At 69.9% G+C, this 18309-nt stretch carries 21 protein-coding genes and 2 pseudogenes; 9 read left to right on the top strand and 14 right to left on the bottom strand.

Going from position 1 to position 18309, the window contains the following annotated elements:
* Positions 1-393 precede the first annotated feature (393 nt).
* From E1161_RS21310 to E1161_RS21340, 8 genes and pseudogenes are all read right to left on the bottom strand, one after another.
* Positions 394-684: a hypothetical protein gene (locus E1161_RS21310; protein ID WP_132626062.1), complete on the bottom strand. Its 291-nt coding sequence runs from the start codon at positions 682-684 to the stop codon at positions 394-396.
* A 456-nt stretch (positions 685-1140) separates the two neighbouring features.
* Positions 1141-1431, bottom strand: coding sequence for an SAM-dependent methyltransferase (locus tag E1161_RS28170; RefSeq protein ID WP_235875196.1), 291 nt, complete (start codon positions 1429-1431; stop codon positions 1141-1143).
* 55 nt (positions 1432-1486) lie between these two features.
* Positions 1487-1780: pseudogene (locus E1161_RS28725) on the bottom strand (SAM-dependent methyltransferase); the annotation flags it as partial.
* A gap of 332 nt (positions 1781-2112) precedes the next feature.
* Positions 2113-2691 (bottom strand): annotated as a pseudogene (locus tag E1161_RS21320) (dihydrofolate reductase family protein).
* Positions 2692-2765: 74 nt separating this feature from the next.
* Positions 2766-3398 (bottom strand): LysE family translocator, encoded by a 633-nt coding sequence (locus E1161_RS21325; protein ID WP_165939897.1) that lies wholly within the window; start codon positions 3396-3398, stop codon positions 2766-2768.
* 325 nt (positions 3399-3723) lie between these two features.
* Positions 3724-4218 carry a DUF1059 domain-containing protein gene (locus E1161_RS21330; RefSeq protein ID WP_132626066.1) on the bottom strand — a complete coding sequence of 165 codons (495 nt, stop codon included), beginning with the start codon at positions 4216-4218 and terminating at the stop codon, positions 3724-3726.
* Between the two features lie 13 nt (positions 4219-4231).
* A complete protein-coding gene (locus E1161_RS21335) occupies positions 4232-4714 on the bottom strand; it encodes a class I SAM-dependent methyltransferase (protein WP_165939898.1) in 483 nt (160 codons plus the stop codon).
* On the bottom strand, positions 4653-5699 hold the full coding sequence (locus tag E1161_RS21340; RefSeq protein WP_132626070.1) for a DMT family transporter: 1047 nt from the start codon (positions 5697-5699) through the stop codon (positions 4653-4655). The genes E1161_RS21335 and E1161_RS21340 overlap by 62 nt, the downstream gene beginning before the upstream one ends.
* Before the next feature lie 64 nt (positions 5700-5763).
* Between E1161_RS21340 and E1161_RS21345 the strand changes: the two genes are divergently transcribed.
* A complete protein-coding gene (locus tag E1161_RS21345; protein ID WP_132626072.1) occupies positions 5764-6339 on the top strand; it encodes a TetR/AcrR family transcriptional regulator in 576 nt (191 codons plus the stop codon).
* A 127-nt stretch (positions 6340-6466) separates the two neighbouring features.
* Here E1161_RS21345 and E1161_RS21350 read toward each other — a convergent pair whose 3' ends face one another.
* Positions 6467-6955, bottom strand: a complete 489-nt coding sequence (locus E1161_RS21350) for a YbaK/EbsC family protein (protein ID WP_235875197.1) — start codon at positions 6953-6955, stop codon at positions 6467-6469.
* A gap of 284 nt (positions 6956-7239) precedes the next feature.
* On the opposite strand from E1161_RS21350, the gene E1161_RS21355 reads away from it, so the two are divergent.
* Both E1161_RS21355 and E1161_RS21360 read left to right on the top strand, forming a co-directional pair.
* Entirely contained in the window at positions 7240-8043 is an 804-nt protein-coding gene (locus E1161_RS21355) for a thioesterase family protein (protein WP_132626076.1), read from the top strand.
* A 196-nt stretch (positions 8044-8239) separates the two neighbouring features.
* Positions 8240-8986, top strand: coding sequence for a D-Ala-D-Ala carboxypeptidase family metallohydrolase (locus tag E1161_RS21360; RefSeq protein WP_132626078.1), 747 nt, complete (start codon positions 8240-8242; stop codon positions 8984-8986).
* A 185-nt stretch (positions 8987-9171) separates the two neighbouring features.
* Here the strand turns inward: E1161_RS21360 and E1161_RS21365 are convergent, their stop codons facing one another.
* Positions 9172-9387 (bottom strand): hypothetical protein, encoded by a 216-nt coding sequence (locus E1161_RS21365; protein WP_132626080.1) that lies wholly within the window; start codon positions 9385-9387, stop codon positions 9172-9174.
* 11 nt (positions 9388-9398) lie between these two features.
* Positions 9399-9575, bottom strand: coding sequence for a hypothetical protein (locus E1161_RS27330; protein WP_165939899.1), 177 nt, complete (start codon positions 9573-9575; stop codon positions 9399-9401).
* A 104-nt stretch (positions 9576-9679) separates the two neighbouring features.
* On the opposite strand from E1161_RS27330, the gene E1161_RS21370 reads away from it, so the two are divergent.
* The 3 genes from E1161_RS21370 (at position 9680) to mshB (ending at position 12354) form a co-directional block, all read left to right on the top strand.
* Entirely contained in the window at positions 9680-10411 is a 732-nt protein-coding gene (locus tag E1161_RS21370) for a Clp protease N-terminal domain-containing protein (protein WP_132626082.1), read from the top strand.
* Between the two features lie 64 nt (positions 10412-10475).
* The gene (locus E1161_RS21375; protein ID WP_132626084.1) at positions 10476-11435 is read left to right on the top strand and encodes a DUF3048 domain-containing protein; all 960 of its coding nucleotides are present in this window, start codon (positions 10476-10478) and stop codon (positions 11433-11435) included.
* Between the two features lie 76 nt (positions 11436-11511).
* Complete coding sequence (mshB, locus tag E1161_RS21380; protein ID WP_132626146.1) at positions 11512-12354, top strand: N-acetyl-1-D-myo-inositol-2-amino-2-deoxy-alpha-D-glucopyranoside deacetylase; 843 nt, start codon at positions 11512-11514, stop codon at positions 12352-12354.
* 103 nt (positions 12355-12457) lie between these two features.
* On the opposite strand, the gene E1161_RS21385 is transcribed toward mshB, so the two are convergent.
* Complete coding sequence (locus tag E1161_RS21385; protein ID WP_132626148.1) at positions 12458-13180, bottom strand: maleylpyruvate isomerase family mycothiol-dependent enzyme; 723 nt, start codon at positions 13178-13180, stop codon at positions 12458-12460.
* 902 nt (positions 13181-14082) lie between these two features.
* Here E1161_RS21385 and E1161_RS21390 point away from each other — a divergent pair.
* Both E1161_RS21390 and E1161_RS21395 read left to right on the top strand, forming a co-directional pair.
* Positions 14083-14664: a TMEM165/GDT1 family protein gene (locus E1161_RS21390; RefSeq protein ID WP_132626086.1), complete on the top strand. Its 582-nt coding sequence runs from the start codon at positions 14083-14085 to the stop codon at positions 14662-14664.
* 76 nt (positions 14665-14740) lie between these two features.
* Positions 14741-15787: a saccharopine dehydrogenase family protein gene (locus tag E1161_RS21395; RefSeq protein ID WP_132626088.1), complete on the top strand. Its 1047-nt coding sequence runs from the start codon at positions 14741-14743 to the stop codon at positions 15785-15787.
* 131 nt (positions 15788-15918) lie between these two features.
* Here E1161_RS21395 and E1161_RS21400 read toward each other — a convergent pair whose 3' ends face one another.
* Positions 15919-16470 carry a VOC family protein gene (locus E1161_RS21400; RefSeq protein WP_132626090.1) on the bottom strand — a complete coding sequence of 184 codons (552 nt, stop codon included), beginning with the start codon at positions 16468-16470 and terminating at the stop codon, positions 15919-15921.
* 83 nt (positions 16471-16553) lie between these two features.
* On the opposite strand from E1161_RS21400, the gene E1161_RS21405 reads away from it, so the two are divergent.
* Positions 16554-17039 carry a GNAT family N-acetyltransferase gene (locus E1161_RS21405; protein ID WP_132626092.1) on the top strand — a complete coding sequence of 162 codons (486 nt, stop codon included), beginning with the start codon at positions 16554-16556 and terminating at the stop codon, positions 17037-17039.
* 48 nt (positions 17040-17087) lie between these two features.
* On the opposite strand, the gene E1161_RS21410 is transcribed toward E1161_RS21405, so the two are convergent.
* A complete protein-coding gene (locus E1161_RS21410) occupies positions 17088-18299 on the bottom strand; it encodes a DUF2399 domain-containing protein (protein WP_207920333.1) in 1212 nt (403 codons plus the stop codon).
* Between the last annotated feature and the right edge of the window lie 10 nt (positions 18300-18309).

Raw genomic sequence — 18309 nt, forward strand, 5'->3', positions numbered from 1 at the left:
ACCCGCGACTGCTGAACGGCCCCACCACCCCCGCCGACGGCCTCACCCTGAAGTCTTCGCTCGGCATGGGCGGCCACAACTCCGCGGTCGTGCTCGCTCCGCCGGCCTGAACCACGGGTTCCCGGGGACATCAACGTCGAGGTGGTTGCCAAACCACCCACGTGGCGCTACGCGCGCCTCTGCGGCTGGTTCGTCAGCAGCTCGGCCTGCAGCCAGCAGCAAGTTAGGCGCGTCGTCGTGGGACTCCCGGTTTGCCGCGCATTAGGCGCTATTTGCGGGAAACCCGGTGTCACGTAGGAGGACCCTCTTGCGTGACACCACCGGGAGCGAGCTGGTGCTTCGTCGCGGAAGGCGGCGCGGCGCAAGCCGTTCGGTCCGGATCGCTTCTGGCGGTCAGCAGCCTTCGGTGGTGATGCCCTGTTCGCAGAGCCACTGCTGCTGGGTCTCGCCGGAGGTCTGCTCCTGGCCGCAGGCGGTGCCGCACTGCTGATAGCCGGGCAGCTGGTCGTACTCCTCGTAGCTGTAGGGGTAGCCCGTGTCCTGCTTGTAGTCCTGGAACTGCTGGTAGTCGGTCTCGGGCCACTCCGGCTCGTAGGGCACGTATTCGTCAGGCGAGGAAGTCGACTCCTCGGGCGCGTGCGGTTCCGCCGGATCCTCGGCCGGCGGATCCGCAGGCTCGGTCACGGGAGGCGGCGGGGCGACGGCAGGCGCCGGGGCCGTGGTGCTCGCCGGTGGGGCTGGTGGAGGCGGCCCTGGAGCCGCGTCACCCCCGAAGCACGCCGAGCTCGCGAACAACACGGCCGCGCACCCGAGAGCCGCAGCCGTGCCGGTGGAGAAATTCATCGAGGTCACGTCCCCTCGGCCGCGCATACCCCTGGTCAGCACAGTGCAGCAGCCGTCGACGGGATGAGGCAGGGCCTTTGGCCTCTCCGCCGAGCTGCTGGTGCGGCCGGGTGTCCCAGCCACCGAGCGACCCCTTGCGGGGAGTGCCTGCGGTCTCGACCTGTGTCGTTACGGACTTTGATGTTCGGCATACCAGGTCGCAGTCCGGGGAGATCACAGGCACGCACGGTCAGCATCCATGGCGGGTGAGGAGGTGTTCTTGCCTGCACCGCGATTCCCTACGACCCGTTGCGCGCTTCAGCTGTTGTTTTGACTCGGGTGCGCACTCACGCGACGTGGGCCAAGGCCGCCAGGAAGGCGGTTCGTGCGCCTTCCGCGATCGATCTCGACCACCTTCTCCGGGGTGTCGTAGTGGTCGGTGGTGTGCGAAACGGCCAGGTAGCTGCCTGAGGGGACGGCTCGGCAGTAGGCGTCCAGGATCGCGGCGGGGTCCTTGGCGTCCGGGACGAAGTGCAGCACTGCGACGGCCAGCACCGCCACGGGTTGGTTGAAGTCCAGCAGCCCGGCCATCCCGGGCCCGTTCAGCACTTCTCGCGGGATTCTGCAGGTCGGCTTGCGTGACGGTGACGGTGTAGGTGTTCGACAGCATGCACTCGGTGTGCGCCACCGCGATGGGCTCGATGTCGACGTAGGCCACCCGCGTCGACGGGTCGACCGCGTGCGCTATCTCGTGGACCTGCCCGACCGTGGGAATGCCAGATCCCAGGTCGAGGAACTGCCGGATGCCGGCGTCGAGGCAGAACCTGACCGCGCGCTGCAGGAAAGCTCTGTTCGCACGGGCGCCGGGAATCATCGTGGGAGTCACCTGAACCGCTCGTGCGGCAGCTGCGCGATCGGGGGTGAAGTTGTGCGAACCACTCAGGTAGTAGTCGTACATCCTGGCCGCGTTCGGCGTCTCGACGTGGAGATTGCCACCGACCCAGCTCGTTGCCTCGCTCACGCTCCGCCCCCTTCGGCTCCACACCGCCGAATCACCTGATCGTCTCGCCGTGGCCGGTTTCAACCGCCGTTTCGGTGCCGGAGCCCGCGCGCTCACCCGTACCGACGCCGTCCGGGTGACCTGCGTGGTGCTCGCCGGCGTCGCGCAGCGCACAGCACCTGACGCCAACGTTGCCTTGAGCCCGTTCCGCACAAGAGGTGCTGGACACCACCGGGGAGCGCCGACGAGACCTCCGCCGCGTTGCGCGACGTGCTGCTCCCAACGCTGGCTCAGGGGTGCAGTTGGGGCCGGTAGACGAGTTCTTGGACGTGCTCGTCGAAGGTTCGGTGTGCGAGGAGTTCCGAGTCGAAGTCGGCTGCGTTCTCGAAGATCGGGTCCAGGCCGGTGCGGCCTGTGATCACCGGGAAGAGCGTGACCTGGACGCGGTCGACGAGGCCGGCGGCCATCAGCGCGCGGTTCATCGAGAGGCTGCCGTGCGAGCGAAGCGCACATCGGACTCCTCCTTGAGTCGGGCGACGACATCGACGGCATCTCCTCTCGCGATCCGCGCGTCAGGCCAGTCGAGCGGTTCCTGCAGCGTGTTCGACACGACCGTCGCGGGCTTCTTCCGCATCAGCGTTGACCCAGGCGTCGCGCACGTCGGAATCCTCGTCGCTCGCGGCGAGCATCTGCGCGAACACCCGATACGTGTTCGCGCCGAGGACCATCCGCTGCTCGCCCTCGTGCAGGGCGCGCCGGTGGTCGAGGAGCTCAGGTCCCTGCTTGCCCCAGTAGCCGGTCCAGTCGCCTCCGGCAGCGCCGAAGCCGTCGAGGCTGGAGAAGACGTCGAACGTGCAGGTCGCAGTCATGAGCAGTTCTCCCAGCGCAGTCGTCTCGCGTCTCGGAGATGAGGACCGGAACACGGCGCGGAACTCATCGCTCCTCAGTTCTGGACCGCCAGACCCGTGCCAAGGGTGATGAGGGCAGCGGCTGAGGCGCCGGTGATGGTTCGTTGGACCTCGCGGCGCTGCAGCCAGGTCTGGACCTGACCGAGGACCGCGATCAGCAGGACGTACCAGATCAGGGAGAGCAAGCAGAAGAGCGCGGCGAGCAAGGTGTGCTGTGCCAGCGTCGGCATCCCTGGCAACGTGAACTGGGGGAACAGGGCGAGGTAGAAGGCGGCGACCTTCGGGTTGAGCAGGTTGCTGAGCAGGCCTTGTCGGAACGCGTGACGGCTGTGGAGGTCCGGACGGGCCGGTGCCTCCTCGGCACCTCGCGCCGGTCCGCCCTTGCGGATGAGGCTGATCAGCGCGCGAACGCCCAGGTAGATCAGGTACGCCGCGCCCGCGAGGCGCATGACGTCGTAGAGGGGGCCGGAAGCTCGCAGCAGTGCGGTCAGCCCCGCGACCGCGGCCGCGGCGAGGATCGTGTTGCCCGTCATGATCCCGGTGGCGGTGGCGATCGCCGCGGATCTTCCCGCTACGGCGGCGTTGCGCAGCAGCAACGCCAGGTCAGGGCCTGGTACGACGATCACGGCCAAGCACGCTCCGACGAACGCCAGCAACTGCCCGGACACCCGATACCCCCTCGTCTCCCGCGCACCCTTCGTGCCGACAGCACGATGATCCCCGGCGCTGGGGGAGAGACAAATCCCGGAAGCCCCGGCTGTTCCTCGGCTCACAGGTTCGGGCGGGGCCCCGACAGGCGAGGGCGACCCGCGCCATCCATGATTTCCGATCTCAAGAGTGGTCCTACTGGAAACGATGGCACGCAGACCGGATCGGGGACATCGCGGCGAACCACGTCGTTTCGCTCCGGCAACGTCCTGCTCAACTACCGCCCGCTCTGAACCCGAACGCGCCTGGCACCCGAAGCGGGTGCCAGGCGCGTTCGGTCTCTCCTCAGAGCGCTTCGGCGCGGACGACGTCGAGGTTGTGGAACGTCGGTTCGCCCTCGCAGAGGTTGCGCATGCGTTCCGACAGCTCCTCGGTTTCCGGCAGGTGCGAGTTGCGGATCGCCTCGTCGTAGGAGGGGAACTCGACCATCTCGTAGTACAGGTCCGGTTGCTCGTGGTCCTCGGCGAGCACCGCCCGGGTCGCCGTGCGCTTGCCGCCGGTGCGGTCCTCCCACTCGGTCAGCAGCTCGCTGAGCTCCTCGCGCCGGTGGGTCTTGAACTCGATCAGCTGGACGAACTCCATCGCGCCCTTGGACGAGGCGGTCTCGTCCTCGATCATGCTGCGCACCTGCTCGCGCAGCTCCGGGGTGTCGTCGTGGCCGTGCGTGGACACCGCGTGCTCGACGGCCGCGCGCACCACCTCGTCCTCCTCGCCGATGATGGTCAGCGAGCAGTTGATGTCACTGGGCGTCTTGCGGCAGTCCGCTACTTTCCTCGTCATCGTGGTTCCCTCCTCATTCTGCTCCGCGCAGCCACGCGGCCTCGCGCACGTACTGCGGATTCGGATACGTTGCGACGCCCCGCACCAGTGGTGGTTCCGCACGGGGCCAGGACCATTCGACGTCGTGCGTGATGAGCCCGCCGTGCCGGAGGTGCATCAGGGCGTCGACGTCGAGCCGCGTGGCGGGGGCGGTGTCCAGGAACAGCAGCTGTCCGGTCCGGCGGAGCACCCTGGCGATCTCCCGCGCCGCGAGGGACGGATGCTTCGCGCGGGTCAGCGCGAAGCGGCAGACCACGACGTCGAAAGCCCGGTCCGGGAACGGGAGGTCCTCCGGTGCGGCGTCGACCTCCTCCGCCTGCAGCGGGAGTTCCGCGTCCCGGACCTCGCCCGCTCCGACGAGCGCCAGGTGGCAGATGTGCGCGTAAGCGGGCAGGTCATCGGTGTGGCCCGCGCCGATGTCGAGGACCCGGCCGGACGCCCGTCGTCCGGCCGACATCCGGAACCGCTCCGGCAGTCCGGACGCCCGCTCGTTCGACACCACGCTCGGCAGGAGTTCCGTCATGCACCGAGCATGTGCCTGCCCCCACCGAGCGACCAGAGGCTTTGGTCCGACCTGACGTGCCGCGGTCATCGTTCCCGCGGAGGGCGAGGACTCCGATCAGGGCCAGGAGGAAGCCGGGGATCGTGGTGAGCTGGAAGGGTTGGTCGAGGGCGAGTGCGCTCCAGGTCGCGGCGACCGCCGGGGTCAGGAAAAGCAGGGCGCTGACGGCGAGCGATCCCGAGCGGTCCAAGACCAGCAGGTAGCAGCCGTAGCCGCCGACGAAGGGCAGCAGGACCAGGAAGGCGACGGCGGTCCAGAACTCGGGTGTGGCAGGCGGGACGAATCCGCCGCCCGCGGTGGCGACGAGGCCGAAGCCTGCCAAGGCGGCGGCGGACTGCACGGTCAGCGAGTCGAGCAGGTCGTAGCCGCTGGGACGGGGTCGGCGGTCGCCGAGCAGCGTCGCGGCCGTGAGGGCGACCATGCCGGCGACGACCACGAGCACGCCGAGCGCACCCCCTCCCGCGCCGATGTCGGCGACGACCACCAGCCCGACACCGGTGACCCCGGCCGCGAGACCGAGACCCCTTCGCGCGCCGAGTGATTCGTGCTTGGTTCTGCTGGTGATCACGGCGACGAGCACTGGTTGCAGCGATGCGATCAGCGCGCTGGTGCCGGCCGGAACCCCGAGCGACGCGCCGTGGAAGACGCCGGAGAGGTAGACGGCCTGCCCGAGCACGCCGAGGACGATCTCGTGGACCAGGAACGCGCGGCCGTACCGGCGGCGTCTCGTGACCGCGATTCCCAGCAGGACCGCGGTCGTCACCGCGTAGCGCCAGAACAGGCTCGTGTTGGCGGAGGCGCCGGTGTCGGCCGCCATGCCCGCGCCGACGAAACCGGAACTCCAGAAGACGACGAAGGCGACCGGAAGCAGTGCTCGCATGTCGCCAAGTAACCATACCGGTGGGTATACTCGCAGTGTCCTGTTCTGGGAGGGGGTGCTGACGATGGCGAGGACGGCGAATCCGGACACACCCGCGGGGAGGAAGATCCTCGAAGTCGCGGGGGTGCTGTTCTACGAGCGAGGCATCGGGGCGGTCGGGGTCGACCTGATCGCCGAGGAGGCGGGCACGACCAAGAAGACCCTCTACGACCGCTTCGGCTCGAAGGACGCACTGGTCGCGGCCTACCTCAAGCGTCGCGAGCAGCGCTGGGAGGAGTTCCTCGACGAGTGGATGCGCGCTCACCACCCGGAGTCGGGTCTCGACCGTGTGCTGGCCGTGCTCGACGCCGAGGAGGCGTGGTGGGCGGGCAGCAGGCGGGGCTGCGCGTTCGTCAACGCCCACGCCGAACTCGGCGAGAGCGACCACCCTGGACGAGCAGTGCTGCACGAGAGCAAGCGCCGCTCCCGCGCGATGTTCATCGCCCTGCTCGCCGAAGGCGGGGTTCCCGACGCGGAAACCGTCGGTGCCCGGGTCCACATGGTCTACGAGGGGGCCATGGTCAACCTCACCGTCGGCGGGATGACCGACGCCTTCGACGAAGCCAGGGACATGATCCGCGCCCTGGTCGGGGAGCGGTGATCACGTCCGGCATCGACGGTTCTGGTCGGAACTGACCGGGCATGACGGACCTCGATCACGGACGGTCCAGAACCGGCTCTGGCGGCCGCTCGGGACCCGGCGGATCACTCGCCGGCTGTTCCCCTGCTCAATCGGTCGCGACCTGGACCTTCTCGCCGCCGGTGAGCATCATGAGCTGGTTGAGGTCGAGGGGGACGACGGTGTGCGGCGTGCCCGCGGCGACCCAGATCGTCGAGTAGTCGCTGAGCGCCTCGTCGATGACCGTGCGCACCGGGGAGGGATGCCCCACCGGCGCCACCCCGCCGATGGCTTGGCCGGTCACGGCGCGGACCTGCTTCGCGGAGGCCATGCGGACCTCGCGGGCGCCGACGTTCGCGGCGAGGAGGTCGGTGTCGACCCTGTGGCGCCCGCTGGTCATCACGAGCAGGGGCTGCTCGTCGGCGAGGAAGAGGAGGCTGCTGGCGATCGCGCCGACCTCGCATCCCAGCGCTGAGGCCGCCTCTTCGGCGGTGCGCGCGGCGTCGGGCAGTTCGCGCACCCGAGCGGCCACCCCCGCGTCGGACAGCTGCTGCTGCACGAGGCGACTGCGCTCGGGCAGGTGCTGGTCATCGGTCACGGTTCGAATCCTCCTGTGGTACGTCGGGTCCCGCGCGAAGTTCATCACCCTGTTTACCGAACCCCGCTTCCCGGTGCGGAGGAATTCCCACTGGGGACGAGGACATGCCGAAGATCAGTCCCGGCCGGCCTGCAGCTGCGAATGGCGGGTGCGCTCGCGCTGTTCGACGCGCGCTCACGTGGATCGACCCCCGGGTCGTGATTCCGGTCCTGTTCGGGTTCTGCGCGTGCGGTTGGCCCATATCCTGGGGCGGCACATTCCGCTGAACGGGGGAGCGCAGTTCGTTGGTCGAGACGGTTGGGGTCAGGTCCGGGTACTTCGAGCGCACCGGGGAGGGCCGGTACAAGCCGACTGCGCACGTGGGCGGGGCTTGGCGAGCCGATGAGCAGCACTTCAGCCCGCTCGGCGGCCTCATCGTGCACGCCATCGAACAGGCCCGGGCCGCTGAGGGGCGTCCGGAACTGCTGATGAGCCGGATCAGCTTCGACATCCTCGGCAAGATCGCGCTGGAGGAGTTCGACGTCCACGTCGAGACCGTCCGTCCCGGCAAGACCATCGAGCTCACCGAGGCCACCGTGGTCATCGGTGGGCGGGCCGTCGTCCGAGCCCGAGCCTGGCTGCTGGCGGCCGTGGACACCGACATCGTCGCCGGTGGCGCGCCGGTCGCGCTGACCCCGCCGGAGCAGTTGGAGCCGTGGGCCATGGATTCGGTGTGGTCCGGCGGTTTCATCGAGTCGCTGCACACCCGCGTCGTCGGTCGACCGCAGCCCGGCCGCACCACCGCGTGGGTGTCCACCGGCCACGACCTCGTCGAGGGGGAGGAGGTCAGCCCGCTCGCCTCTTTCGTCGCGCTGATCGACACCGCCAACGGCATCGCGGTGCGCCAGGAACCCACCAAGTGGATGTTCCCCAACGTCGACCTCACGATCCACCTCCACCGCCAGCCCGAGGGCGAATGGACCGGTCTCGACACCGAGGTCACCTTCGGGTCCAGCGGTCAGGGCCTGACCAGCACCGACCTGCACGATGTCAACGGCCCGGTGGGTCACGCGGAGCAGATCCTCACCGTGCGTCCGCTGACGACCTGAGCGGCGTCCCCGCACTGGTGGTTGCTGCGGGGTGGGGTGTGGGCCGGCGGTGCCGCGGCGGATCGTCCGTCTGGACGGCGGGATTCGACCGGAGCGTGGCTTTTTTGGTGAATTCCTGACAGAGAGGCGAGTTCGCAGGGCACTTCCGGGAGCATCCGCAGCTGCAGATGATCCTTCGCAGCGAGAGGTGTCCCGCATGAAGACCCGATCAGCCGGTGTGACCGCCGCCCTCGTGGCCGGTGCCGTCGCATCCTTCGTCGCGCCCGTGGCGGTCTCGTCCCCGGCCGCTCCCGCGCCGACCGCCGACGGCTGCTACTCCTGGAACAAGACGCTCAGCGAGGGCGCCTCCGGTGACGACGTGCGCCACCTGCAGATCAGGGTGGCCGGATATCCCGGCAGCGGTGGAAGCCTCGCCATCGACGGCGTTTTCGGCTCCGGCACCAAGGACGCCGTCGTCCGGTTCCAGCAGGCCTACGGCTTGCCCGCGGACGGTGTCGCGGGCGAGTCGACCTACGCCAAGATCTACGAGCTGCAGGACGACGACTGCTCGCCGGTCAACTTCGACTACTCCGAGCTCAACAACTGCAACTCCGACTGGTCCGGCGGCAAGGTCTCGGCCGAGGAAGCCAAGTCCAACGCGCTGGTGACCATGTGGAAGCTGCAGGCCATGCGGCACGCGATGGGTGACGCGGCGATCCAGGTGAACGGCGGTTTCCGCAGCGTCTCCTGCAACGACTCCGTCGGTGGTGCCCCGAACAGCCGCCACCTCTACGGCGACGCCGCAGACCTCGGCGCGGGGTCGCAGGGCTTCTGCGCGTTGGCGTTGCAGGCCCGCGACCACGGCTTCGGGGAAATCCTCGGACCGGGCTACCCCGGCCACGACGACCACGTGCACCTCGCAGGCGGAGCCGACACCTGGTCCGCGCCGGACTGCGGTCTCTGACAAGCGCTTTCGCGCTGCGGGCGCCTGGTTCGCCGGGTGCCCGCACTGCTCGAACCCCGCCAGTGGGGATCGAGCGGGCCGGACGGGGTGATTCCCCCGACCTCCGATCCGGCCCGCTCACCTCCTGCGGCTATGTGCGCGGCGCTTCCCCGGACGACGGTTGCGAGGAGGGGCGGCTTCGCCGCTCAGGCAGGGGGTTCGATGCCTCGGATGTAGCCCTTGCCCGTGCACTGTGGGCAGGTGCGCCACTCGGCCATGGTCATGCCGGTCTGCATTTCCTCGGTCGCCTGGATCATGTAGAGGCGTGGATCGCTGATCTTCTTGAGGCCGCCGCAGGTGAAGCACAGGGCGTTGGGCCCGTTGGCCTCGATACCGGCGTCGTCGCCACCCTCGTCCGACATGGGGTTGATCCTCACACGGGCGGCCCGCCGCCCCGCTGTCGGCCCGGGTTCTCCCGGCAGTAGGGGCAGCGTCCCAAGGCCATCACCGTGGACACCTCGCCGGTGTCGAGCGCGAGGAACCGCCGGGCCACCTTGATGTTCCCGGTGCCGCTGCACCCTCGGCATTCCGAGACCTCTTCCTCGGACATCCGCGCTCACCTCCGTCGCACCGACGCTACCGCCGGTCGACCCACCTCGTCGATTTCGTCAACCTCTGGTTGACGAGCCAGCTGCGTCAACCTATGGTTGACGGATGACGGACGAGCAGCAACTCCCGGGAACCATCCGACTCGACGACCTCATCGAGGGCATCAAGAAGGCCAACGACGACGCGCTCTCCCAGCTGGAAGGCGCGGTGATCGTCGCGGACCACCTCGGTGAGCTCGCCGACCACCTCATCGGCCACTTCGTCGACCAGGCCCGCCGGTCCGGGGCGTCCTGGACCGACATCGGGAGCAGCATGGGAGTGTCGAAGCAGGCCGCGCAGAAGCGCTTCGTGGCCAAGGGCTCCGACGATCCTGGGCTCGACTCCGGAGCCGGTTTCAGCAGGTTCACCCCACGCGCGCGCAACGTCGTCGTGCTCTCGCAGGAAGCCGCCCACGAGGCCCGCAACGACGAGATCCGGGTGGAGCACCTGGTCCTCGGCCTGCTCGGCGAGTCAGAAGCCGTGGCCGCCAAGGTGATCCAGGCCCAGGGCGTCGACCTCGACGCCGTCCGCGAGGCCGCCACCGCCGCGCTTCCCGACCGCGTCGAGACCATGCCCGCGCTGATCCCCTTCGACGCCTCCGCGAAGAAGGTCCTGGAGCTGACCCTCCGCGAAGCTCTGCGGCTCGGCCACAACCACGTCGGCACCGAGCACATCCTGCTCGCGCTGCTGGAGCACGAGGACGGCGACGGCGTCCTGTCCGGCTTCGGCGTCGAGAAGCGGACGTCGGAATCCCGGATCACCGCGATCATCGAGGAGATCGTGCGCCAGCAGCCCTGAAGCTGGGCCATTCGGCCGCTTGTTCTCCTCCGCCGGCCGGGTGAGGCTACGCGGTGGAGGGGCGATGTGGATTGTGCGCGTGGTCGGCACCCTGGTGTCGGCAGGTCTGCTGGTCGTCGCGGGACTGGCGCTGCAGCCGACCGAGACCGTGTCGTTGCCGATCGTCGACCCGGTGCCGCAACCCTCTCCTGAACCGCCGCCTCCACCGCCACCGCCGCCCGGACCTCCGGTGCTCGCGGTCAAGATCGACAACGCGCCGCGGGCCCGCCCGCACACCGGGACCGGTGCGGCGGACGTGATCTACGTCGAACCGGTCGAGGCCGGGATCAGCCGCTTGATCGGCATCTTCGCCTCGCGCACGCCGCCCGTGGTCGGCCCGGTGCGCAGCGCGCGGCAGACCGACCTGCGCCTGCTTCCCCAGTTCGGCCGGCCCACGCTCGCCTTCTCCGGTGCCGCGCCTGAACTGCTGCCCGAGATCGGGCGGTCCTCGGTCAACAACGCCTCGCAGCAGACGATTCCCGGTGCGTTCTACCGGGGTTCGGGCGTGGCGCCGCACAACCTGTTCGCCCGGACCGACCGGCTGCCGCCCGGCGCCGGCTGGTCACCGGCCTCGCCGCTGGTGTTCGGGCCCGCCCCGGCGGGAGGGGTGCCCACCGGGCACGAGGAGATCGCCTACCGCTTCGCGCGCGTCGGGTTCGACTGGGACGGCGCGCGCTGGCTGGTGTCGATGGACGGGCGGCCCTACGTGACCACCGACAGCGGCCGCGGTGCCGCGAGCACCGTTGTGCTGCAAGAGGTCGCGGTGTTCAGCTCGCCGTTCCAGGACGTGTCGGGCAACGTCTCGCCGTTCGCCGAAACGGTCGGCGGTGGTCGGGCCGTGGTGCTGCGCGACGGGCTGAAGTTTAACGCCCACTGGAACCGCCCGGCGCCGGAAGCGGGCACGTCGTTGACCACCGAGGCGGGCGAGCCGATGCAGTTCGCGCCCGGCCAGGTGTGGGTCGTGCTCGTGCCGAAGGGCCCGTGAGCGCGACGAACGCCACATCGCACGCCCCTGCCGGTGTCAGTCGCTACTCTCGGGTTGCATGAGCGATCGCCGTTTGCTGCTGGTTCACGCCCATCCCGATGACGAGGCCACCGGGACCGGCGCCACCATGGCCCGCTACAGCGCCGAAGGCGCCACCGTCAGCCTCGTGACCTGCACCAGCGGAGAACTGGGCGAGGTCATCGCCGACGACCTCGCCCACCTGCGCGACAACCCCCAGGCGCTCGGGGAGTACCGGCGCGGCGAGATCGAGCGCGCCCTGGTCGAACTCGGCGACATCCGCCAGCACTGGTTGGGCGGCCCAGGCCGCTTCCACGACAGCGGCATGGCCGGGGAGGAGTCCAACAACGCCGCGGGTGCCTTCGCCACCGCAGACCCGGCGGAGGTGACCCGCGCGATGGTGGCGGTCCTGCGCGCCGAGCGCCCGCAGGTGGCCGTCACCTACGACCAGAACGGCGGCTACGGCCACCCCGACCACATCGCCGCCCACAAGGCGCTCATGGGCGCCCTCGGCCCCGCCGCCGACGCGGACTACGATCCGGAGCTCGGCGAGGCGTGGGACGTTCCCAAGGTGTACTGGACGGCGATGCCGCGCTCGCTGCTCACGCGCGCCGTCGAAGAGGGCCTGCTGTCCGAGGACGTGGTCGCCGCCTTCGAGCCGAGCACCGTCCCCGACGAAGACCTGACCACGCAGATCGACGGTCGCGAGTTCCACGCCAACAAGCTCGCGGCCCTGCGCACCTACCGTAGCCAGGTCAACATCGACGACGACGGCTTCTTCGCGAAGATGGTCAACGATCCCGAGTTCGGCCGCGAGCACTTCCTCCTGGTCCGAGGTGAGCGGGGGCCGGGCGAAGGCCCCTTCGGCTGGGAGACCGACCTGTTCTCCGGCCTCGACTAACTGATCAGAAGAGCGGCGCAGCCGTTGGTTCAGGTGTGGGACTCAGCTCGCACCGCCGCTGGGGTTCCGAGCGCCGCGAGGCGGAGCAACTCCCGAACTCCTCCTATCCGGCGGCGAGCCGGGATCGGTCGGCGGGTGCGGGGTGCGGTGGCCACGGACCGAGCTCGGGCAGGTCGCCGGTGGGCAGTCGCTGGGCGGGACGCCCGGCCAGCCACGCCGCCAAGTCGTGCGCCCTGCCGGTGATCTCGGTATCGGCCACCGCGCTGATCTCGCCGGCGGCGGACCAGCGGCGCGGGCCGTCGGTCTGCCGCAGCGCGACACCCGTCGGCAGGCGGGGGAGCAGGAATTCGATGGTGTGGTGGCAGAACTCCTCGGTCCACTCCTGCGGTCCGACACCCAGGTCCAGGTCGACCAGGTGGATCCACACCTCGCGCCAGCGCATCAGCACGATCTCGGACAGCTCGCCGTTGCGGAAGCGCACCGGACGTTCCCAGTCAGCGGGGGAGGCGTGCGACCACACGGCTTCCAGCACGCCGATGTGGCGGTTCAGACCGTCGTGGTGGGAGTAGGCGTTCCCGCCCGACAGCCCTTCGATGATGGCGTCGCGCTCGGCCTGCCCGCCCTCGTAGGCGTCGACGAGTTCGCCGTTCAGCGCCAGCGAGCAGACCCGCGCGAAGGCCCTGGCGTTGTCGGTCAGATGTGCCAGCACGTGCCCGCGGGACCAGCCCGGCAGGAGTGAGGGGGCGGCCACCTGCTCGTCGGTGAGCATGGCGGTGAGGCCGAGCAGCCGCCGGTGGCCCTCTGCAACAGCTTTCAACGGAGGCATCACGCGGCGTGATCCTAGGGGCGGATCACGTGTTTGAGACCAACTCGGGGCGATCGGTACCCGAAAGAGGCTACCGGGACGGTGATCAGACCGTGTTGTCGCGAAACAGGATTCGTGCGTTCTGCGGTGTCGAAGTTCCTCAAACGCTTGCCGTCGCGGCGAGTGCGCTGGTCACGGGGACCACCGTGTTCGCGGGTACGTCGGGGCGCAGGCGTCCCCGGTGCCCTGGGTGACCGGGCCGCGCTTCGGGAAGTTCCGGTCACGGGAACGGAAATTCGTTCAGCTGCGCTGACGAGGGGTCTCACGTCGACGACTCGTCTTCTCGGTCGACTGCACCGCCGACAGCCGTGCCGCCGACCTGATCGACCTGCGCGTCCCGCGGCCGGGCGAGGTCTGCCAACCGGGACCGTTCTGACCGGTCGTTGCGGGTCCGTTGCCGAACCGGACGAGGCCGTCGCTCCGATGAGCGGGAGCGACGACCTCGTCGTTGGTAGGGGTCGATGCGCCGGTCGCCTCTCGGCGATAGGCGCGACGCGGCTCCAGCCGGACGGTATTCCGCGAAGGCGGTTGATGAGGCCCGGGGACACGGAACGCATCGACCAACCGGTTCAACGGACCGCGCCGCGGTGTTGTTCCGGACCGAGCGGTGACCCGGCTCTCATAGCTCCAGCGCATTCAACTTTGCGGAACGCCGAAAAGTTCGTTTGGTGAAATGGAAATAGGAGTTCCTCCGCGCCCCGCGCTTTACGTTCCCACTGTTTTCGGTAAGGTCATCCTCGTTTGAAGGGGAGTAGTCCGCGAATTCGCGGTCGACATGATGGTGCGCCGTTCTCGCACCCGGTCGCGAGCCTTGCGTTCGAGGTGGGCGAGACCTTCGGAATCGCTGGAAGGTGTGTCCCATCATGCTGGGTAGTGTTGCGCTGAGCTCCGCTGCCATTTTCGTGGCAGAACTCGGTGACAAGTCGCAATTGATGGCGATGACGTTCGCCACTCGCTATCGGTGGTGGCAGGTGCTGCTCGGCATCACCGTCGCCACCACTGTCGTGCACGCCATTTCGGTGGCTCTCGGATTCGGCCTCGGCGAACTGCTCCCTGCCGAGTGGATCGCGCTGATCGCCGGTATCGCCTTCCTGTTCTTCGCGGCGTGGACGCTGCGCGGCGACCACCTCACCGAGGACGACAAGCGCAAGGCCAACCGGTGGTTCGGCTCCGCGGTGGTGGTCGTGACGCTCGCGTTCTTCCTCGCCGAGCTCGGCGACAAGACGATGCTCGCGACCGTGACCCTCGCCACACACCACGACTGGCTCGGCACCTGGATCGGCTCGACGATCGGGATGGTGCTGGCCGATGCGCTGGCGATCGGTGTCGGACTGCTGCTCGGACGCCACCTGCCGGAGAAGGCCGTCCGCTACGGCGCCACGGCCCTGTTCGTCATCTTCGGCGGCTACCTGATCGTCGACTCCCTCGTCGCGCTGAACGGGTGATCGGCGATACGCCGGGCAACCCGTGACTCCGCGCAGCGGTGTTCGTTAGCGGGGTGGGCACGGCGAAAGGACCGCGATGACCTGGATGATCTACGGCGCGAACGGCTTCACCGGACGACTGGTGGCCGATCTGGCGGTCGACCGCGGTGAACGTCCGGTGGTCGCCGGCCGCGACCCGGGCAAGGTCGCCGCGCTCGCCGCTCCGCGCGGACTGGAATCGCGGATCTTCGACCTCTCCGAACCGGCCCGGGTCGCCGAGGTGCTGCACGACATCGACGTCGTCGCGCACTGCGCCGGGCCGTTCTCAGCGACCTCCGCGCCGATGGTCGAGGCGTGCCTGCGGTCGGGTACCCACTACCTGGACATCACCGGGGAGATCGACGTCTTCGAGTCGATCTTCGCCCGCAGCGCGGAGGCCCGCGACGCCGGTGTGGTGCTGCTGCCCGGCGCGGGATTCGACGTGGTGCCCACCGACTGCCTCGCCGCCATGGTCTCCGCCGAGCTGCCCGGCGCCACCAGCCTCGACCTGGCCTTCCAGGCGGGCGGGCGGATCAGCCCCGGCACGCTCAAGAGCGCGCTCGAAGGCGCGGCGCTCGGCGGGCGCGCCCGCGTCGACGGCGAACTGCGCACCGTTCCGCTGGCGTGGCGGCGCCGCGAAGTGGCGTTCCCGTCCGGACCGCGCCAGGTGACCTCGCTGCCCTGGGGTGACGTGGCGACCGCCTACCGCAGCACCGGCATCGGCACGATCACGACGTTCACGCGGCTGCCGATCCCCGACCTCGGCGCGGGACTCGGGAAGGTCAGCCAGTCGGTGCTGGGGTCGGTTCCCGTCCAGCGGGCGGGCAAGGCGGCCATCGGTGCCCTGGTCAAGGGGCCGGGGCGGGCGACCCGCTCGCACAGCTGGGTCGAGGTCTACGCCGAAGCCACCGACGACGCCGGGCGCTCGGTGTCGGCCGCGCTGATCGGGCCGGACACCTACGACATGACCGCCGACTCGGTGCTCCGCGCGGTCAACGCGCTCGCGGCCGACTCCCCGACCCCGGGAGCGCACACGCCTTCGACCGCCTTCGGCCGGGACTTCATCCGCCGACTCCACGGAGTCAAGATCATCGAGCCCGCCTAGGCCGTCCACGCTCCTCCTGCGTGTCGGTGCGGGTAGCGACCCCAGAAGGGCGTACCCGGTGGTGCGAGCCGAGTCCCGCACCTGGAACAGCGGCTGCGCCGCATCGCTGAAGAGGTCCTGGCGCGACCCGCTCAGTGCGAGAGCGTTCGGAGCATGCCGGGATGGGGCTCCTGGTTGTGCAGGAACTCCAGGTAGGGGCCCTCGCCGGTGGGCGGGCGCAACGAGGCGAACTCCCCGTGCTCGGCGACGATGTCGTATTCGAGCTCCTCGGCCCACGCCCTGGCCTGCTCGCGGGGGTCGGTGGCCTCGACGACCACCGCGGCCAGCGGACCGGTGCGGGCGTAGGCCTTGCGCGGTTCCAGGACGCACAGCTCGTTGCCCTCGACATCGGCCATCACCACCCACGGAACCTCGATGCTCTGCCCGATGTCGGCGAACCGCGCGCCGTGGTTGAACAGGCGCTCCACGATGTGGGTCTGGTCGCCGTGCGACTCGCTGCGCAGGTCCAGGTGCACGTCGTTCTGCCCGCTCTTGGGTTCGGACGCGGGCACGAACCGCAGCGGAACGCCAGGTCCGTCGGGCCGCACCTCCGCCTCGCCCACCACGGTCCAGCCGAGCACCTCGGCCCACCAGCGCGCCAACCGCCCCGGCTCCTGCGCGGCGAACTCCACCACCAACGGCATACCGGGAAACTACCCGAAGCGGACGCCGAAGCCGCGTCGGAAAGCGGTTGGCACCCGAGCGGTCGATCGTCGAGGCTGGACGCATGGAGATCAGGGAGGCCGCAGCGGCTGATTGGGATGCGATCTGGCCGTTCATGCGGCGGATCGTGGTTGCGGGGGAGACGTTCGCATGGGACCGGGACCTCGACGAGCAGCGGGCCCGGGTGCGGTGGTTCCCGGCCCCACCGTGGCGAACCGTGGTGGCCGTCGAGGACGGCCGGGTGCTGGGAACGGCGATCTCCGGTCCGAACCGGGAGGGACCGGGCGCGCACGTGGCGACCGCGAGCTTCATGGTCGACCCGGACGCCGGCGGACGCGGTGTCGGCCGCGCCCTGGGGCGTCACGTGATGGAGCGTGCCGAAGCGGACGGGTTCCGGGCGATGCAGTTCAACGCCGTGGTCGAGACCAACACCCGTGCCGTCGAGCTGTGGCGCTCACTGGGCATGGAGATCGTCGCGACCTTGCCCGAGGCGTTCCACCACCCGGCCCACGGCCACGTCGGCCTCCACGTGATGTACCGGCTGTTCTGAGCCCGCACCAAGTGGGGGACGAGGCGGCAGCCATCCCGGCGGGCTAGGTCAGAGGCCGTTCCGGAGGTCGGCGAGGAGGGGTTGGAGGGTTTGCTCCTCTTCGATGGCCCTGGACGTGGTGGACATGAGATCGGCGAGTTGGGGGTCCCACGGGGTGGGGACCGGGCTGCCGATGAGGTTCGGGAGGTCCGTGCGGTCCTGGGCCGCTCGGTCGAGGGCCGCGCGGTAGTCATCGCCGGACATGCGCCACGGCGTGGCGCCGTGGCGTTGGGCCGTGAGGGCGGCGGCGATGCCCGGCCAGTCGAAGTCGGTGTGCACGTGCAGGACGGCTCCGTCGCCGGACAACCGGTCGAGCAGTTCGCGGGCCGTCGTGGAGGGCAGACCCGACAGGCAGATCACCGGGTGGCGCAGGCCCTCCCGGACGGCCGCCTCCAGGACGCGGGGGTGCTCGCAGACCGCGACGGCGGTACCGCCCGCGACCAGCCGGGCCGGGGCGGCGTCCAGGTCCAGGTGCGTCAGGTGCGTCGGCAGCCCCAGTTCGGTGCGGGCGCGGACCCCTGCCGACCAGGCGTCGTCGCCGGTGACCGGGAGCGCCCAGGTCAGAACCGTGGACGACACGGCGTCGGGCGCGACGCCGCAGCGCTCCCAGAGGGCCCGGCGGTCGCGTTCGTTGCCGGGAGGCTCGATGCCCTGGGCCAGCGCGGCGGCCTTGAGCACGACCCTGCTCAGCGCTGTTCCGTCGTCCAGCGAGTGCGGGAACCCGGTCCGCCCCGCCAGCGCCGCCCGCGAAGTCCAGGAGCGCGGCGGTTCGGTCAGCGACATCGCCGTCAGCACCCGGGCGGCGGCGTGCGTGATGCCGGTCAGCTCGGACTCGGCGATTCGCCCGTACTGCCGCATCCACCGCAGCCACGGTGCCGCCCAGGACGCGCCCGCGAGCCCGTGCTCGTCGAGCACCGGCAGCAGCTCGTCGGCCGACTCCGGCGCGGGTGCAACCACCGCGACCGATCCGTGCAGCGCCTCGATCACCTGGGAAAGTCCGACGCCGAACCGGTTCCGCAGTGATTCGTCCAGTTTGGACACGCTGATCCGGGTGCCCTCGCCCCACATCGGGCGCCCGTAGAGCTCACCGACCGCAGCGCGGGTGGCGTCGTCGGGCAGCTCCAGCCGGAACGTCGGCTTCGACCCCGACATCGCCTCCCGCGCAGCTGCCCACAGGCCCTGCAACTCCGCGACGTCGAGCGCGTTGCGGACCTCGTCCATGCCGGTCACG

Source organism: Saccharopolyspora aridisoli (assembly GCF_004348445.1).
In the GTDB taxonomy this organism is placed as follows: Bacteria; Actinomycetota; Actinomycetes; order Mycobacteriales; family Pseudonocardiaceae; genus Saccharopolyspora; species Saccharopolyspora aridisoli.

Bases quoted from the DNA above. Each gene is read 5' to 3' on its own strand.
- E1161_RS21330 (WP_132626066.1), bottom strand. From the start codon at position 4,218: ATGACGAGGAAAGTAGCGGACTGCCGCAAGACGCCCAGTGACATCAAC.
- E1161_RS21335 (WP_165939898.1), bottom strand. From the start codon at position 4,714: ATGTCGGCCGGACGACGGGCGTCCGGCCGGGTCCTCGACATCGGCGCG.
- E1161_RS21340 (WP_132626070.1), bottom strand. From the start codon at position 5,699: ATGCGAGCACTGCTTCCGGTCGCCTTCGTCGTCTTCTGGAGTTCCGGT.
- E1161_RS21345 (WP_132626072.1), top strand. From the start codon at position 5,764: ATGGCGAGGACGGCGAATCCGGACACACCCGCGGGGAGGAAGATCCTC.
- E1161_RS21360 (WP_132626078.1), top strand. From the start codon at position 8,240: ATGAAGACCCGATCAGCCGGTGTGACCGCCGCCCTCGTGGCCGGTGCC.
- E1161_RS21365 (WP_132626080.1), bottom strand. From the start codon at position 9,387: ATGTCGGACGAGGGTGGCGACGACGCCGGTATCGAGGCCAACGGGCCC.
- E1161_RS27330 (WP_165939899.1), bottom strand. From the start codon at position 9,575: ATGTCCGAGGAAGAGGTCTCGGAATGCCGAGGGTGCAGCGGCACCGGG.
- E1161_RS21370 (WP_132626082.1), top strand. From the start codon at position 9,680: ATGACGGACGAGCAGCAACTCCCGGGAACCATCCGACTCGACGACCTC.
- E1161_RS21375 (WP_132626084.1), top strand. From the start codon at position 10,476: ATGTGGATTGTGCGCGTGGTCGGCACCCTGGTGTCGGCAGGTCTGCTG.
- E1161_RS21385 (WP_132626148.1), bottom strand. From the start codon at position 13,180: ATGCCTCCGTTGAAAGCTGTTGCAGAGGGCCACCGGCGGCTGCTCGGC.
- E1161_RS21390 (WP_132626086.1), top strand. From the start codon at position 14,083: ATGCTGGGTAGTGTTGCGCTGAGCTCCGCTGCCATTTTCGTGGCAGAA.
- E1161_RS21395 (WP_132626088.1), top strand. From the start codon at position 14,741: ATGACCTGGATGATCTACGGCGCGAACGGCTTCACCGGACGACTGGTG.
- E1161_RS21400 (WP_132626090.1), bottom strand. From the start codon at position 16,470: ATGCCGTTGGTGGTGGAGTTCGCCGCGCAGGAGCCGGGGCGGTTGGCG.
- E1161_RS21405 (WP_132626092.1), top strand. From the start codon at position 16,554: ATGGAGATCAGGGAGGCCGCAGCGGCTGATTGGGATGCGATCTGGCCG.
- E1161_RS21410 (WP_207920333.1), bottom strand. From the start codon at position 18,299: ATGGACGAGGTCCGCAACGCGCTCGACGTCGCGGAGTTGCAGGGCCTG.